Genomic DNA, 15,680 nt, shown 5'->3' on the forward strand with positions numbered 1-15,680 from the left:
TAAGGAGGAGTTAGAATGAGTTTATTGAGAAAAGGGTTTTATTTAGGATTAGGAGCGGCCATCAGCGGCAAAGAGAAATTTGAAAAAGTATTAAACGAGATGGTGAGTAAGGGAGAAGTGTCACCAAAGGAAGCCAGGGAAATGATGAACTCCTGGGTGGCTAAAGGGGAAGAGAAGAACAGTGAATGGAATGAGCAGGCGCAGGCACGTATGCAGGAGCACGTGAAAGAGCTTGGCTTCGTCACCCGCGAAGAATATGAATTGCTTGAAGCGAGGCTGACTCGATTAGAAAATCAAAACAAAATGGATGAATAAAAAGAAGGGTCCTTTCTAACTTGGAAAAGGGCCCTCCTTTAGATCTGAGTCTGTTCATCTTCAAAGCCTTATAACACTAGTTCTGAACTTTAGAAAAATGTCCAGCTGACAGGCTTCTCAGGCTCATTAAATAAATGAACAGCTTTTTTCAATTCTTCTTCATTTCCGCTTGCGGACGCCTTGTTGTATGAGAGCAATTTTTTAAGTGATACAGCGCCCATAAGTAAGGACGAGAGATCATCAATGGATAAAGCCAATGTCACTCCGTGTGATAACGGTGTGTCCGAGTACTCGGGACGGCCATTTTTAAATTGATAGGAGAAAATTTCTTTTTTCTTTAAGAGTGAATCCGTGATATCGAAATTAATGGCCGCATTTGTCTGAGGCCGGAAAGAATGGTCACGAATATATTCCATGAACAGCGGTACATCTATGATGCGGTACATTAAGCCTGTACCCCGCTCATGGGTTTGATGATAAATTCTATGAATTAACCGATTCGCGTCGTGGCGGGGATCGTTCAGCATAAATGCGAAATCGTCATCAAAAGTAGGGAAGATAATCGTGCTCACTTGATCCTTTTGCAGATGAAGAAAATTAATGATAGCTTGAAACGCTTCATTTGAATTCGTGAACCAGTCGATTACTTTTAAGTCGTGAGTGAAATCGTGATGATGCTTCATTTCGTAGACAGCATATCCTTGAAGTTTGCCGTCAATCCGGCAGCCAATCGTATGCGTATAGTCCATCGCAATATGACTGAATTCATAATCTTGTTTATCACAGGCACCGTGGGTATCTTCAGCCCAATCGTGGTAGCAGCGTTTGATTTCTTCGACGTCCTCTTTTCCTAAAGAGACGACAGGCGCGGCATCAGTAAACGACGGCGCCTGATAAGGAGAAAACCGGAATACATTCAACTGCGGCCCAAATCCGAACCCCATTTTCCGGTAAAAGTCCGGGCGGAAAGGGTACAGTTGTATCAGAGGGAAGCCTTCATTTCTTGATTTTTCAATTGCATAGGAAATCATCTGCTTAGCCAGTCCCTGTTTTTTGTATGGCAGATCCACAGCCAGCGTCCCCACTCCTGTAGAAGGCATTGTCTGGCCATAGACATTCATTGGGAACATATAGTGAATATACCCTGCCTTTAACGTTCCTTCCTCGTAGACTCCCATCGGCGTAACGGTTTCATATTGGGACGTTCGTTCACGGTGCTTCGCCGCTTCCTCTTTGTCTTCAGCTGTAGTCAGTTCCATCATGGGATAACAGCGGCTCAGCATCTCTGTAAAAGGTTTAAACTCTTTCATTTCCTTGAATTCCATTGCCATCGCTCCTTTTTCTCGTATGGATCACCTTATAGAATACAAGGAATAGATAAAAAACACCAAAAGCAAGAAGCGCTAAATTAATCTGATAGCCGAGTCCTGCCGAAAGAAGCGCTAAAGCTGGAAACGACGATGGAGGCTGGGAGAGAAACAAGTAATTGGTTTGAAACGCTTGATTAAACAAACCGACAGCTAAAGCGTAAACCACAAGGTAACAATAAGTTTCACACATCACTTTAAAGTGGACGGTTGTACGTGTAGATAGAATAAGGAATAGACCTGTCCATGGAATAGCCATATGATGAATAAAGAATTTCCAAAAACGGAAATGCTCATAGCCGTGAGGAATTTCTGGAGTAATTAACGCAATGACCGAAGGAACAATCGCAATGAAGAAGTTAATTTGTATTAATTTTTTATTGTACGTAAGGAGTGCAAAGATTCCAGTAATCGATGCGATTCCGCATAAGTGAAGCGGAAGGTGTTCAAATGTAGTAAAAAGATTATGAGATAAAGCCCATAACTGATAACTTAATTCAGAAAGGAGCAGGGCAGAAAGCAGTGTCCATCTTACTATTGTATGTGAGGCTCTCCCTTTCATCAGCTCACTCTTATAAATAAAGAGAAGCACTAAACCTAGACCAAATAGAATCAGCATAGTGATGTGGCTAAAGCTAAACATTACAAAGGGATGATTACTTTCACTTGCAAACCATGCCGTCATTGTTAAATCCCCCTAGTGGTACGATCGTACCTGTGCTATGATTCTACCATATTGTTCGCTGGAAAGAGGTGGGAGTATGGTCAAGGTCAATTGTTTTACGTGCCGCCATTTTTATACGAAGTGGAACCCCCATTTTCCGAGAGGCTGCAGAGCCTATGGGTTTAAGGGGAGAGAAATGCCTTCTGGCACCGTGCTGCGGACGACAGGCACAAATTGTCTTCAATATGAGCGCAAATCGTTGAAACATGACGGTTCTATGCATGAAAAACGTCGTAATCTGTAAATATAATGAAATATCAGATTGTATATATTCTCTGCGTAAAAAGTATGGTATGCTGAAAAATATTTGAAATGAGATGGAAGGGAGATGAACTGGTATGGCTAGAGAAAAGTGGGGAACGAAGCTTGGCTTCATGCTCGCTGCAATGGGTTCTGCCGTCGGTTTAGGTAACATATGGCGTTTCTCTTTTGTAGCAGGGAACAACGGGGGAGGCGCTTTTTTAATATTATACCTCTTATTCGTTATTTTAATTGCTGTTCCGCTGCTGCTGACAGAGGTCAGTATTGGACGAAAGGCTCAAAGCGACGTCGTAGGCTCTTACAAAGAACTGGCCCCGGGGACCCCATGGTTTTTAACTGGTTTCTTTGGTGTATTAAGTGCATTTTTAATTTTAGGTTTTTACAGTGTAGTTGCAGGATGGTCGATTTATTACTTTGCCAACTATATTACAGGGAACTTTGCTACTCAGCCTGCAGCCGGGTATGAAGGTGCGTTTGGTGCTTTTATTTCGAATTCATGGCAGCCGTTGTTCTGGGTAGCGTTATTTATGGCGTTAACGATTTTTATCGTTGTCAGTGGAGTTAAGAAAGGGATCGAAGCGGCTAATAAAATATTTATGCCGGTACTTGCTATTATATTAATTTTTCTTGCGTTTTACAGTGTTTCATTGGATGGAGCTATGGAAGGGGTAAGGTTCTTATTTGCTCCTGACTGGTCAGCCTTCAGTGATCCTTCGATTTATATTGCTGCGTTAGGGCAGGCTTTCTTCTCTCTCAGTTTAGGAATGGGGGCTATGCTGACGTATGGAAGCTACCTTTCGAAAGAGCATAAGCTTCCTGGAGCAACATTAGGGATAGGATTGACAGACTCGTTGTTTGCCATTATTTCAGGAATTGTTGTCTTCCCTGCAGTATTTGCATTTGGCATCGACCCGTCTTCAGGACCGCCGCTCGTCTTTATTACGCTTCCAACTATATTTGAACAACTGCCATTTGGGGGGATTGTCGGTCTTGTATTTTTCTTTGCTCTTGTGCTGGCAGCTCTTTCGTCCTCTGTGTCGATTCTGGAAGTGCCAACTGCTTACTTTATGAGGGCGTTTAACTGGTCACGCCGCTTTTCGAGTATACTAATGGGCGCGATCATGTTTGCTCTGGGCATCTTCGTTTCCCTTGGATTCGGCATTTGGTCCGGAGTAACACCGATTGGAGATAATGATATCCTCGACTCAATGGATTATGTAGCGTCTAATATTCTGCTGCCGCTTGGCGGACTGACAATGGCTCTCTTTGCGGGCTGGTACTTTAAGAAGGAGCAGGCTTTAGAAGCAACAGACTTCACAGGGTCGATTATAGGGCAAATTTGGTACGTTATTGTTAAATTCGTTGCTCCTATCTTAATTATTCTCATATTTTTAAATGCTTTAGGCATCATTTAATGAAGAAGATCAGCCTCCTATTGAGGCGTCTATGGGCTGTCGGGGCTTTCCCGGCAGCCTTTTTCAATATAGCTTTCACATAAAGGCATCTGCCGGAATTAGTGACTATTTTATGACGGGAAAAAGAAACTCAGTATCACTTTTCACCTGGAGAATAGCCGGTGATTTGTTAACCGTGTTATGATAGGTTCGATATGTTAATTAAGCAGTAAAAGGAGTCATATTAAATGGCAATCTCAAACCAAACAATACTTAAAAAGATGTCGGGTGAAATACAGGAAGCCATGTTAAACCATGGGGATGAGCACCGTGTACGTGAACACGTAAGAGCGGTGAAGCTGCTCGCTGATCTTGTACTTGATGAAGGAAGCGAATCTTCAGTCTCCTCTTATACCAAATCTGAATCCAGCTCTGTCCAGGAGCCCACAGTAGAAGAAATTAGAAAGATGATGGGCAGTGAGAAGCCTGTCCAAAAACCAGCATCACAAACAGAAGGCCATGATGATGCTAATGGCAAGTCCATTTTTGATTTTTAAGGAGTGAAGGATGTTGAAACTATTTTTAATTTTAGGGGCGGTCAATGGATTTCTTGCTGTAGCGCTGGGTGCATTTGGAGCTCACGGGCTTGAAGGGAAGGTTTCTGAAAAGAGCTTAGGTCAGTGGGAAAAGGCGGTTAACTACCAAATGTTTCATACGATGGCCTTGTTCATCACTGGTTTATTAATGAGCAAACTCCAGACAGGAATCATGTCTGGAGCCGGATGGTTTTTCTTTATTGGAATTTTACTTTTTTCCGGAAGCTTATATATTTATGCTGTATCTTCTATCAAAATGTTTGCTATGATTACCCCGTTTGGCGGTCTATCTTTTCTTGTAGGCTGGATTTTGCTGGGGTATGCGGTTATCAAGGGCTTTTAAAAAAAGAGGACGGTTGAAAAGAGAAGAATAATGACGGCACGCAGCAACTGACTGATACAAGAAGCCAGCTGCTGCTTTTTATATTCCACCAAACTTTCTACAAGCAGGCTGATCGCTAAAACGTAAAACATTAACAGAATGAGCCACTGATTATCAAGATGGAATATAGCAATAATCGCAAGCAAAACAGCAATACAAAGAGAAGCAACCTGTAAGCGTACCAGCGGTTCATAGGGATGTCTCATCCGATCACCCCTTTCAGGGAAAATAAACGATGGTTAACGAGGGGAATAATTGGACATGCCGTTACTTCCGTTATACGGATAGCTGTAATTGATCTCTTCGTCAAACGTAATATAATCCAGGTAAACCATAAGCAGAATATAACGTTTATCGGTTTGGGGATCACTTATAATAATATGGTCGCGTCCGGCGGCTTCAATAATTCCTTTAAATACCTTGGCATTCCACTCTTCATTATTTTCAAACGTCATGTAAATCGTAGCTTCTTTGCCTCGATTTAAGCGCAGGATGTTCTCAATGTAGGACTCTTCTTCAGGAAGCATCCCCTGCATATTCCCATTACCGTTCGCATTCCCATTATTATTATTGTTATTTCCGTTATTCCCATTGTTCCCGTTGTTATTATTTCCATTTGACATATAAGGAACCTGCATCCCGTTCATACCATTCATTCCGTTATTATTCCCATTGTTACCATTGCTGCCGTTTGTGCTGTAATATCCGTTATTACCAGCCGCTCCGGCCATCGCATACTGATACATGTACGGATTACCAGGATAGTAAGGCACCCCCGGGCCCATCCCTTGCATTCCCTGCATCCCTTGGTACTTTTTAGCCAAAAGAACCACTCCTTCTTATTTTAATAAACAGTAGGACACTCAGATTGGTCAGGCGCATAAAATTTAAACGTCCGACGTTCGGCTGACCAACGGGTTGCCCCCGTGTTTCCAGCCATCAGAATCGCCTGCTTACCATCCCCTTCTGCTTCAGCTCGCATTAATCGGGACAGCAGCCTGATTTCTTGCTCGTTGTATGGAACGACATCCACGCTGTCATCTCACTTCATAAACGAACTCTCTAAAACTATATGAAAGAGCCTGCCTAAGATATGAATAAAATTTATAAGGGGGTGGTGTTTTAAATAAGGAGCCATGTTATAAAGAAATCTCCGCGGCGGGAGGGCCGGCGGAGAATGAGGTTAAACGTATAAAAATTGAGAGATTTCTTCTGTTTTTAGCAGGTTTCCTATATAGAATGAACCGAAATCGCCGTAGCGGGATGTTACTTCATCGAACCGCATTTCGTAAACAAGCTTCTTAAACTGGAGGACATCATGGGCAAATAGGGTTACGCCCCATTCCCAGTCATCAAAACCGATAGATCCTGTGATTATCTGGCGAATCTTACCTGCATATTGACGACCTGTCATTCCGTGAGCATACATGAGCTTGGCACGCTCATCTTTTTCAAGAACGTACCAGTTATCGCTGCCTTGACGTCGCTTGTCCATCGGATAGAAGCAAATATGATTCCACTTCGGCAGAATCGGCTTCAATCGGCCCTGGATTTCAGGGTCGTTCTCATCTGCGTTCCCCATGTAATTGGAAAGCTCTACAACCGATACATAAGAGTAGGATTTCGTTGTAAATTCAGCCAGCTTGGATTTGTTGAATGCCGTTTCGATTTCATTCAATTCTTCCATTGTCGGGCGTAGAATCATCATCAACAAGTCTGCTTTCTGGCCAACGATCGTATAAAGAGCGTGACTCCCCTGCTTGCTCTTCTCCGTTGTTTCCCATTTTTCAATTAAAGAGTGAAATTCATGGACTGCCTGCTCGCGGTCTTCCTCTTCCGCCTGTTTCCATGCAGTCCAATTGATCGTACGAAAATCATGAAGGCAATACCATCCGTCCATTGTTACTACTGCTTCTGGCATGATAGGGTCGCTCCTTTTATGTGAATTGTTATAGTAATTTCATCCTTTATCAATATAACACAATTCCTCCTAATTAATCATTTCAGCTAATTTGAAAGTATTGTGAACAATAAAATAGGGTAAAGTGATTATGTAATCGCTTAAAATCAATTTTTCTATTCGAAATGCTTTTCATTGAACACAAAAGGTCTTATCATATAGTACAGAAATGAAATTGGAGGGTTAAAACATGAGTAACCTATTTGATACACTTAAAGCTAAAATGAGCGGCGAAAGTAAGAAGGTCGTCTTCCCTGAAGCTTTGGATGAAAGAATATTAACAGCAGTGAGTAAGCTCGGTGCAGAAGGTTTGGTCAAGCCTGTACTAGTTGGAAATAAAGATGAAGTAATACAGAAAGCGAATGAATTAGGAGTCGATATTTCTACGTCAGAGATTCTTGACCCTGCTGATTATGAAGCTTTCGACGAAATGGTGGCAAGCTTCGTAGAACGCCGTAAAGGTAAAGCCACGGAAGAGCAGGCACGTGAAATTCTTCAAGTCGGTAACTACTTTGGTACGATGCTCGTATATATGAACAAAGCAGACGGACTTGTAAGCGGAGCAGCTCACTCTACAGCTGATACCGTCCGTCCGGCGCTGCAAATCATTAAAACGAAACCCGGCATTAAGAAGACGTCAGGTATATTTGTAATGGTGCGTGATGAAGAGAAGTATGTGTTCGCAGATTGCGCGATCAACATTTCACCAGACAGTCAGGACCTTGCCGAAATTGCAGCAGCCAGTGCAGAGACAGCGGCACTCTTTGATATTGACCCGAAAATAGCAATGCTCAGCTTCTCCACAAAAGGATCGGCAAAGTCTCCAGAAACAGAAAAAGTAAATGAAGCAGTTGAACTGGCAAAGCAGCAGAACGCAGACCTGGTGATCGACGGTGAATTCCAGTTCGATGCTGCATTCGTACCATCTGTTGCTCAGAAAAAAGCCCCGGATTCTCCATTAAAAGGGGAAGCGAATACGTTTATCTTCCCGAGCCTTGAAGCAGGAAACATTGGATATAAAATTGCGCAGCGTTTAGGAAATTTTGATGCTGTTGGCCCAATTCTTCAGGGGTTGAATCAGCCGGTGAATGATCTGTCCCGCGGCTGTAACTCAGATGACGTGTACAAGCTCGCGATTATTACAGCGGCACAATCTCTTTAATAGGAATAAGCAGGCTCAGAGATGTTAGATCTCTGAGCTTTTTTTGAGTTCCAGGTTGTATAGCGGCCGCCTGGACAGCAATATAAGGAATACATAACACCATATGATTTCAGTTACTAATAACGACCGCTTATTGGAAGTAAAGTACCTCTGAAAGAAATGAACAAAAAACAAGGAAAATCCTGTTTACAATGGAATTAGAGTAAAGTAAGCGAGGTGAATTCGATGAATGTCAAAATTGATTTGAATGAAGAGTATGATCAAACCTCGATCACAATTCATGCAAAAGAGTGGAGTACTGAGCTGGATCAACTCATTAAAATGATCAACAGCACCAACCGGAAACGGCTGATTGGTGTAGAGGGGGATCAGTCTGTGCTTATTCCTTGTGAAGATATTGAATTTGTCTATTCTGAAAAGGGAAAGGTTTTTGCGGTGAGCGGCTCCAGTAAAACAGAGCTTAAGATGAAACTTTATGAAGTTGAAGAGGCTGTTGGAGAGGACAGCTTTAGCAGATTTTCTAAATCTGTGATCGGAAACATTAATCAAATTCAGCGTTTTGAATTATCTTTTAACGGAAACCTCTGCGTTTACTTTACTTCAGGGAATAAGGAATATGTTTCCCGCAGGTATGTACGTCGTTTGAAGGAGAAATTAACTGGAGGAGGATCATAAATGAAGTTTCAAATTATGCCGAGAATCTTCACTGGGTTGGCTTTCGCGGGGGTCGTTACATTCATTGCAATAACCATACTTGTCGTTAACAATGTAGAGACCGACGTATCCGAAATTTGGTTAAACATGTTAGGGAGTATGATCCTGGGGGTTTATTTTAGTCTCGCTTCTTTGTTTTATGAGATAGATTCATGGAGTTTATTAAAACAAACAATTACTCACCTGACTTTATCACTCGCCGTTTTTTATACGATTGCAGGGTTTATGGGATGGGTGCCGTTTACAGGGCAGGCGCTGCTGGTCAGCACATTAATCTTTCTGAGTATCTACTTTGTATTTTGGTTTTCTATCAGACTTTATTTAAAGAGAATGACAGCTGATCTAAACAAAACCGTAAATTAAATCGTGTGAAAAAGCACTGGAGCTTAGTCATGAATCTGCTCCAGTGCTTTATTATTGCGGATAATCATCTGTTCAAACCGCTTTGTGAACGTCTCAATTTCTTCACCCTCCAATGAATTCGCTGTAATCCGCTCAGACCAGTCATTTAGTTGATAAAGAATCCGGCTGCGGACGTCTTCTACAGTAAGGTCTGCACCGAGTAGTTCGTTGAGCGACGCCATCACTGAAGGGTCGATATCCGGGTATTGGAAACGGGTGGGTACACCGTTAAGACCGACCTTGTAAAAGTTCCTGAGCAGTGCGGCACGTTCGGCTCCGCTTCCGGTAACGTCTAAATAAATCTGAACCGCTGACCCGCGTTTGACACGCCGCTGGGATATTCCTGCAAACTTTTTCCCCCCGATACTTAAATCATAAGTGCCCGGGCAGTAGGATTGGGTAATTTCATAAGCTTCAATATTGCTAGTGAGATCGGCGAACAGGTGCCGGATGAATTCAACCATTGCGTCATAGCCGTCATGTATATTCACATTTTTGGCGTCTGGAAAAATGAGTGACAGGTTCAGCACCCCTTCATCGAGCACAACGGCAAGGCCACCTGAGTTGCGGACAACGACCTGATAGCCTTCTTCCTTTAAATAATCGATCGCTTCTGAAATATAGGGGAGACGGGCGTCCGGAATGCCGAGAACGATCGTATCGTGATGCACCCAGAGGCGGGCCGTGGTCGGGGATTTGTGGTCGCCGACAGAAGTCGCCAGGGCGTCATCGATCGCGAAAGATTGAAGTGCCGAAAATGTCGGCCCCATATTGCTTTGGTCAATAAACCGATATATTGGTGGATGTAATAATTGATTCAGCATACAACTTTTCTCCTTTTTCATAGCAGAATAATTATAACAGAAAAAGTGGACAGCGGTAATGGTACAGAAAATAGAACGGGGAGAGAGCATAAGGGTACCAGGTACACAAATACACATCTCCATCAATGAACCATATATAGTTATTGTGTACCTGGTACCCCAGGTGCTGTCATCCTTGCAAAGCTGAGACTCAAAACGAAGCGTTGATACATAGAAAAGCACACATCTCCATCAATGAACCATATATAGTTATTGTGTACCTGGTACCTATTGCTATTAATATCGCGAAGCTGAAACGAAAAACGAAGTGCTGAAATTTTGTCTTTGTGTACGTGGTATCAAAGGTATATAATAGGGGAAAATGTCGTGAGGGAAGGATCGTCTGATGGCTTATCGTGATGAGCAGTTAAGTGAAGAAAAGGTATTTAAAGATCCCGTTCATCGTTATATTCATGTGCGGGATCAGGTAATATGGGATTTAATTGGAACACCTGAGTTTCAGCGTCTCCGCCGTATCCGTCAGCTGGGGACGTGTTATTTGACGTTCCACGGAGCGGAGCACAGCCGGTTTAACCACTCGCTGGGAGTTTATGAAATTGTGCGGCGGATTACTTCGAATTTTAAGGATCGGCCGAATTGGGACGAGAAGGAACGCCTCCTTTGTCTGGCAGCCGCGCTGCTGCACGATTTGGGGCACGGCCCTTTTTCGCATTCGTTTGAAAAAGTGTTCAAGCTCGATCATGAAGATTTTACGCAGGCGATTTTACTTGGTGACACCAAAGTAAATGAAGTTCTTACGAAAGTGGATAAAAATTTTCCGAAGCAGGTAGCCGATGTCATTAATAAAACGTATCAGAACAAGCTCGTCGTCAGCTTGATTTCCAGTCAGATTGACGCGGACCGCATGGATTATCTGCAGCGTGACGCCTACTTTACAGGGGTCAGCTACGGGCATTTTGACATGGAACGTATTCTGCGTGTCATGCGTCCAATGGAGGATCAAGTCGTGGTGAAAGAAAGCGGAATGCATGCCGTCGAGGATTACATAATGAGTCGTTACCAGATGTACTGGCAGGTGTATTTTCACCCCGTGACACGCAGTGCGGAAGTGATATTATCCAAAATACTGCATCGGGCGAAAGAGCTTTATGATGAGGGATACCGGTTTAAACTGGAGCCGACCCATTTCCTTTCCTTCTTCAAAGGAGAGCCCACTCTGAGTGAATATTTAGGGCTGGATGAGTCGATTACGCTGTATTACTTCCAAATGTGGATACAGGAAGAGGATGAGATTTTATCCGATTTATGTGACCGCTTTGTTAATCGTCGTTTGTTTAAATATATTGAATTTAATCCGAACCTTCAGATGGCGGAGTGGATGGAGCTGTACAAGCTTTTTCAAAAGGCGGGCATCCATCCGGACTATTATTTAGTTGTGGACTCAAGCTCGGATCTGCCGTATGACTTTTACCGGCCGGGAGAAGAAGGAGAGCGTCTGCCCATTCATCTTCTCCAGCCAAATCAGGAGCTGAAGGAATTGTCGCGGTTATCGGAGATTGTCGAGTCGATTTCGGGTAAGAAACGGACAGATCATAAACTGTATGTGCCTCAGGACCTACTTGAAGGAATGTCGAATCGCAGCAAAACGAAGAAGCGTATTATGGAAATTTTGTATGGATAAGGAGTGGGGACGCTATGTTGGAGAACCATGCCAGGCTGATGCAGTTCTTCTCAAGCTCTGACGCAATTATAGGAAGAAAAAGATTGCAGAAAATGATCTATATTTTAAAAAAATGTGAGATCCCATTTGAGGAGCGCTATCAATTTCATTTTTACGGACCATATTCTGAAGAGTTAACCCTTCGCATTGAAGAAATGTGTAATCTCGGGTTTATTCGTGAAACGAAGGAAGAAATGAAGAACTATTATCAATACCGATATGAAGTGACAGAGTCAGGTAAAGAATTTATGAAGCATTATCATACTGAGCTGCCGCCGCTCAACAGGCGTATTGACGCAATGAATGATAAGAGCTCTCGATTCCTGGAACTTGTTTCAACGATGCTTTTCTTCGAGCATCTACCTAAAGATGAAATTTCGGAAAAAGTATTTTCAGTAAAAAGTAAGCAGAACTATACAGATGAGGATATAGAAGAGGGTTGGAAATTTATTGAAAATATCCGTCAGATTCATTAAGATGTAGAGAAGGTATACTGTGTGACGGTATATCTTTTTTTTATCAATGATTTTCAGAAAAATAAAAAAATGGGGGAGCAGCTGGATGAAAGTCTATAAGTTTCTGCTGTATTACATACTTGGATTGTGCGGGATCGTATTAATTAGTGCAGCGCCCGCCTTGTTCAGCGAGGGTGCTTATTTCAGTGTCGGAAGCTACATAGAAGAAGCTGGGGGCTTAATCAGTACGCTGACGACCCCATCAGATTGGGTATACGTTCATAATGAAACTCCACAGCCATTGTTTGAGTTTCTGTGGGAACCGTATTCGTATTCCATGACTATTTTCATAGGAGCGATGACGGGCGCCGCAGTCATGGCATTTGTACTGGCTATGGGAACATTTTTCCTTCCGGGGGTATTGAGGGGGATTGTTTCCCGTTTACTGAACCTGCTTGAATCAGTGCCCGATCTGCTGCTTGCCTTCTGTATTCAACTGTTTATTGTCTGGTTTTACAAGCAGTCGGATCTGCTGCTTATGGATTTCATTGCGGTGGGAGGAGAAAGAATCTACCTGCTTCCGATGCTCACCCTGGCTGTTCTGCCGATGATTACTTTGTATAAAGTAGTGCTTGTTCAGCTGAATGAGGAAATGACAAAGTCTTATGTGGATATGGCGAGGAGTAAAGGGATGTGGCGGCTGTTTATTTTAAATGTCCACGTGCTGAGAAATATTGTGAAGAGCATCTTCTATCATTCAAAGATTGTGCTGTGGGGTGCGTTATCAAGCTTATTGATGATCGAATACATATTCAATATAAATGGAGTGACAAATGCATTGCTTAATGGCTACAGCCCGATGGTGACGGTCATGATTTTATTTATGCTGTTCACACCGTTTTATGTGTTTTATCAGGGAACAGAACTGTTTATTTTTAAAGAGACCAAAGTAGCAGAAGAAACAAATATAAAGATGAACAGCTTTATTGGTTCACGGTCTTTTACCATTAAGCACGGCTGGCTGAGACGTGTGCTTGGAGAGGCAGAAGCTCATTTTAAAAATGTGAAATTTTTAATCGGGTTTTTTATTTTATTTACGGTAACAGCTGTGAGCATTATATACACAGTAACCACTGATCCATTAGTTGAGCAGTACTTTCAAATTTACGATGAGGACGGTGTACTGGAAAGTGCGGCGCCTCATTCCCCTGAATTTGTTTTCCTCGGAACTGATGAACTGGGGTTCAGTATTTTTGATCAGTTGATGACGGGTGCTAAATATACGGTTCTCTTTGCGGTGGCTATTGCGTTGCTTCGTGTCCTGCTTGGTTTTGTTCTGGCGGTTCCGTATGCTTTCTTCTTTCCGCCAAAGCTTCAGCGGTTTCTGGATAAAACAATCGACAGTATGCACTTTCTGCCGATGACGATTATCGCATATTTGCTGTTGTATCCTGTTTTATGGATGCCTGAAGGTGGGTTTGCCACAACGGAAACCGAGCGGATCGTTTATCAGGGCTTTATTCTTACTTTGCTTGCAGTGCCACTGTTAATGAGCCTGTTTGGAAATGAAATGAAGCTGATTATGAAAGAAGAATTTGTCTTAAGTACAAAAGTGCTCGGGGGAAGTTCGATTCATCTGCTATGGCGCCATCTTATGCCTCATCTAAGTGCAAGGACAGGGATCATTTTCGGCCAGCAGTTTATTCAAACTCTGCTAATCTTTATTCATCTTGGTGTGTTTGATCTTTATTTCGGGGGCACGAAGGTTACCTACGATCCGATGACCAACGACCCGCCCATGTCGACGACGTATGAATGGTCGGGAATGATAGGAGCTTCTAAGGATGCCCTCATGACCGGCAGGTGGTGGTACATTATGCCGGCACTGATAGGCTTTATGGTACTCATTTTAGCTATGCAGCTGATGATCCAGGGAATGAAGGATGTACAGCAGCGGCGGGTAGGCGTGCCTATAGAGTATAATACATGGCTGACTCGGTGGAAACGGAGGAGAGAAGCGCAGTCACAGCATGAAAGAAGGAATCCTGAGGAGAAACAGTTTACGTTTTTGAAAAAAGTGAATTAGAGGGTTAAACAAACGCTTGATTAAGGAGGGGAAGGATGATAACCAGACTGGAGCACGTAAGAATTAACGTCGGGAATTTAGAAAGGGCAGCGGACTGGCAGTATTCGGTTTAATGGAAGGTGCCGCTTCTACCCCCGGGTGTTTTAATTTTTACGTAGAGGATGTTGAGTCGCTGTGGGTGCGTTTACAGAAGCACAGGGTCACAGTAGTGGAAGAGCTGTTTGATCCTGAGTATGGCAGCCGTAAGTTTACGATTGTTGATACAGACGGCAATGAATTGGGGTTCGTACTGGCCTGAATACATGAAAAAGCTCTCAAGCCTATTCGCTTGAGAGCTCCTACCTTAATCACTGAGGCGTTTTCCACCGACCCCGTAGTGTTGTTTTTTCATTTCTTCAATCACTACCGTCACTGCTTCTTTACGGGCGCCTATGGTTTCTATAACGGAATTAGTCACACTTTCAACTAACGCCTTTTTCTCTTCATCAGTACGCCCTTCCAGCATTTGGACTGTTACGATCGGCATAATAACGTTCTCCCCTTTAATCCTATAAATAAATCTCTTCTTTAACTCTATTCGTTATAATATCTCGAATTCCTTCCTTTTTATTTAAAAAGATTATTTTTTTGGGAGTTCTGTATTCTGAAATCATGGGGAGGCGTATGTTAAAATAAGAGCAACAGTCAGCATTAAAGGAGGATCAACGGTACAATGAAGGAATTTGACCAATTTAAAAATAATAAGCAAGAAGGCAGCGATAAGAAGAAAAATCAGTTTACGATTCTAAAGGATGACTCAACCGATGGTCACGGCGGCTATGGTGTAGGGTCGATCAGCCTTGAAAATATGACCCCTGTGATTGTCGATCCTAATGAAGGCGAAGCTTTTGTCGATATGGGAGCTCTTCATGCAAGAAGCGCCGTAGAGAAACGGATCCGCTTCCTCACCGATCGTTCAGAAGTTCCGAACGGAAAGCTTTACTGGATCACGTGGGTGACAGTGGATCATCAAGAAGGGAAGCCGTGCTATCATGGTGTGGCCGGAAGTGAGGTAGTGGTGGACCGTGAGATCAGACGTGGTTACAAGCTGCTGCCGGAGCATGTGAATCATATGGATAAATCGTTAAAAGGACGATTCGTTGTCGATCATATGGATGAAAAGTCGAAGCACATTCTAGGTGAATATTTGCGCGAATTTAAACCAGAACTGTGGGAAAATACAGCACAGGAATTAAAAGACAGCCTTGGTGTCCAATAACATTATTAAGCAAGAAGGCGCAAGCGGCCTGGAAGACACGAAACGTATAAGTAAAACGTC

General features: G+C 42.9%; 20 protein-coding genes. 12 read left to right on the forward strand and 8 right to left on the reverse strand.

Annotated features, from left to right (window positions below):
- The first annotated feature begins 15 nt into the window (after window positions 1-15).
- Entirely contained in the window at window positions 16-315 is a 300-nt protein-coding gene (locus tag LF822_RS11235; RefSeq protein WP_253924118.1) for a phasin family protein, read from the forward strand.
- 89 nt (window positions 316-404) lie between these two features.
- Here the strand turns inward: LF822_RS11235 and LF822_RS11240 are convergent, their stop codons facing one another.
- Together LF822_RS11240 and LF822_RS11245 are read right to left on the reverse strand one after the other, a co-directional pair.
- Complete coding sequence (locus LF822_RS11240; protein ID WP_253924119.1) at window positions 405-1,640, reverse strand: GNAT family N-acetyltransferase; 1,236 nt, start codon at window positions 1,638-1,640, stop codon at window positions 405-407.
- Window positions 1,612-2,367: a YwaF family protein gene (locus LF822_RS11245; protein ID WP_253924120.1), complete on the reverse strand. Its 756-nt coding sequence runs from the start codon at window positions 2,365-2,367 to the stop codon at window positions 1,612-1,614. Before LF822_RS11245 ends, LF822_RS11240 begins: the two co-directional genes overlap by 29 nt.
- Window positions 2,368-2,744: 377 nt before the next feature.
- Here LF822_RS11245 and LF822_RS11250 point away from each other — a divergent pair, with 377 nt between their 5' ends.
- The 3 genes from LF822_RS11250 to LF822_RS11260 all read left to right on the forward strand — a co-directional run bounded on the left by LF822_RS11250 (window position 2,745) and on the right by LF822_RS11260 (window position 5,000).
- Window positions 2,745-4,082 carry a sodium-dependent transporter gene (locus tag LF822_RS11250; protein ID WP_253924121.1) on the forward strand — a complete coding sequence of 446 codons (1,338 nt, stop codon included), beginning with the start codon at window positions 2,745-2,747 and terminating at the stop codon, window positions 4,080-4,082.
- A gap of 227 nt (window positions 4,083-4,309) precedes the next feature.
- Entirely contained in the window at window positions 4,310-4,618 is a 309-nt protein-coding gene (locus tag LF822_RS11255; protein ID WP_253924122.1) for a YwdI family protein, read from the forward strand.
- Window positions 4,619-4,631: 13 nt separating this feature from the next.
- Window positions 4,632-5,000, forward strand: coding sequence for a DUF423 domain-containing protein (locus tag LF822_RS11260; RefSeq protein ID WP_253924268.1), 369 nt, complete (start codon window positions 4,632-4,634; stop codon window positions 4,998-5,000).
- On the opposite strand, the gene LF822_RS11265 is transcribed toward LF822_RS11260, so the two are convergent.
- From LF822_RS11265 to hemQ, 4 genes are all read right to left on the reverse strand, one after another.
- Complete coding sequence (locus LF822_RS11265; protein WP_253924123.1) at window positions 4,997-5,245, reverse strand: hypothetical protein; 249 nt, start codon at window positions 5,243-5,245, stop codon at window positions 4,997-4,999. The genes LF822_RS11260 and LF822_RS11265 overlap by 4 nt on opposite strands.
- A 33-nt stretch (window positions 5,246-5,278) precedes the next feature.
- Window positions 5,279-5,842, reverse strand: coding sequence for a spore coat protein GerQ (gerQ, locus tag LF822_RS11270; protein ID WP_253924269.1), 564 nt, complete (start codon window positions 5,840-5,842; stop codon window positions 5,279-5,281).
- A gap of 41 nt (window positions 5,843-5,883) precedes the next feature.
- Complete coding sequence (locus LF822_RS22825; protein ID WP_256521851.1) at window positions 5,884-6,072, reverse strand: hypothetical protein; 189 nt, start codon at window positions 6,070-6,072, stop codon at window positions 5,884-5,886.
- A 150-nt stretch (window positions 6,073-6,222) separates the two neighbouring features.
- Window positions 6,223-6,960 carry a hydrogen peroxide-dependent heme synthase gene (hemQ, locus tag LF822_RS11280; RefSeq protein WP_253924124.1) on the reverse strand — a complete coding sequence of 246 codons (738 nt, stop codon included), beginning with the start codon at window positions 6,958-6,960 and terminating at the stop codon, window positions 6,223-6,225.
- 229 nt (window positions 6,961-7,189) lie between these two features.
- On the opposite strand from hemQ, the gene pta reads away from it, so the two are divergent.
- The 3 genes from pta (at window position 7,190) to LF822_RS11295 (ending at window position 9,238) form a co-directional block, all read left to right on the forward strand.
- Complete coding sequence (gene pta / locus LF822_RS11285) at window positions 7,190-8,161, forward strand: phosphate acetyltransferase (RefSeq protein WP_253924125.1); 972 nt, start codon at window positions 7,190-7,192, stop codon at window positions 8,159-8,161.
- Between the two features lie 225 nt (window positions 8,162-8,386).
- Window positions 8,387-8,836 (forward strand): LytTR family DNA-binding domain-containing protein, encoded by a 450-nt coding sequence (locus tag LF822_RS11290; RefSeq protein WP_253924126.1) that lies wholly within the window; start codon window positions 8,387-8,389, stop codon window positions 8,834-8,836.
- Entirely contained in the window at window positions 8,837-9,238 is a 402-nt protein-coding gene (locus LF822_RS11295; protein WP_253924127.1) for a DUF3021 domain-containing protein, read from the forward strand. It begins immediately after the preceding gene.
- Between the two features lie 23 nt (window positions 9,239-9,261).
- Here LF822_RS11295 and lipL read toward each other — a convergent pair whose 3' ends face one another.
- Entirely contained in the window at window positions 9,262-10,101 is an 840-nt protein-coding gene (lipL, locus tag LF822_RS11300; RefSeq protein ID WP_483867088.1) for an octanoyl-[GcvH]:protein N-octanoyltransferase, read from the reverse strand.
- Window positions 10,102-10,486: 385 nt separating this feature from the next.
- Here lipL and LF822_RS11305 point away from each other — a divergent pair, with 385 nt between their 5' ends.
- From LF822_RS11305 to LF822_RS11320, 4 genes are all read left to right on the forward strand, one after another.
- A complete protein-coding gene (locus tag LF822_RS11305) occupies window positions 10,487-11,782 on the forward strand; it encodes an HD domain-containing protein (protein ID WP_253924129.1) in 1,296 nt (431 codons plus the stop codon).
- A 14-nt stretch (window positions 11,783-11,796) separates the two neighbouring features.
- The gene (locus tag LF822_RS11310) at window positions 11,797-12,297 is read left to right on the forward strand and encodes a YwgA family protein (RefSeq protein WP_253924130.1); all 501 of its coding nucleotides are present in this window, start codon (window positions 11,797-11,799) and stop codon (window positions 12,295-12,297) included.
- An 85-nt stretch (window positions 12,298-12,382) separates the two neighbouring features.
- Window positions 12,383-14,362: an ABC transporter permease subunit gene (locus LF822_RS11315; RefSeq protein ID WP_253924131.1), complete on the forward strand. Its 1,980-nt coding sequence runs from the start codon at window positions 12,383-12,385 to the stop codon at window positions 14,360-14,362.
- 112 nt (window positions 14,363-14,474) lie between these two features.
- Window positions 14,475-14,660: a VOC family protein gene (locus tag LF822_RS11320; protein WP_253924132.1), complete on the forward strand. Its 186-nt coding sequence runs from the start codon at window positions 14,475-14,477 to the stop codon at window positions 14,658-14,660.
- Window positions 14,661-14,705: 45 nt separating this feature from the next.
- Here the strand turns inward: LF822_RS11320 and LF822_RS11325 are convergent, their stop codons facing one another.
- The gene (locus LF822_RS11325; RefSeq protein WP_253924133.1) at window positions 14,706-14,888 is read right to left on the reverse strand and encodes a 2-hydroxymuconate tautomerase; all 183 of its coding nucleotides are present in this window, start codon (window positions 14,886-14,888) and stop codon (window positions 14,706-14,708) included.
- Window positions 14,889-15,074: 186 nt separating this feature from the next.
- Here LF822_RS11325 and LF822_RS11330 point away from each other — a divergent pair, with 186 nt between their 5' ends.
- A complete protein-coding gene (locus tag LF822_RS11330; protein ID WP_253924134.1) occupies window positions 15,075-15,620 on the forward strand; it encodes a YwhD family protein in 546 nt (181 codons plus the stop codon).
- Window positions 15,621-15,680 lie beyond the last annotated feature (60 nt).

The organism is Halobacillus sp. A5, from assembly GCF_024189315.1.
In the GTDB taxonomy this organism is placed as follows: Bacteria; Bacillota; Bacilli; order Bacillales; family Halobacillaceae; genus Halobacillus_A.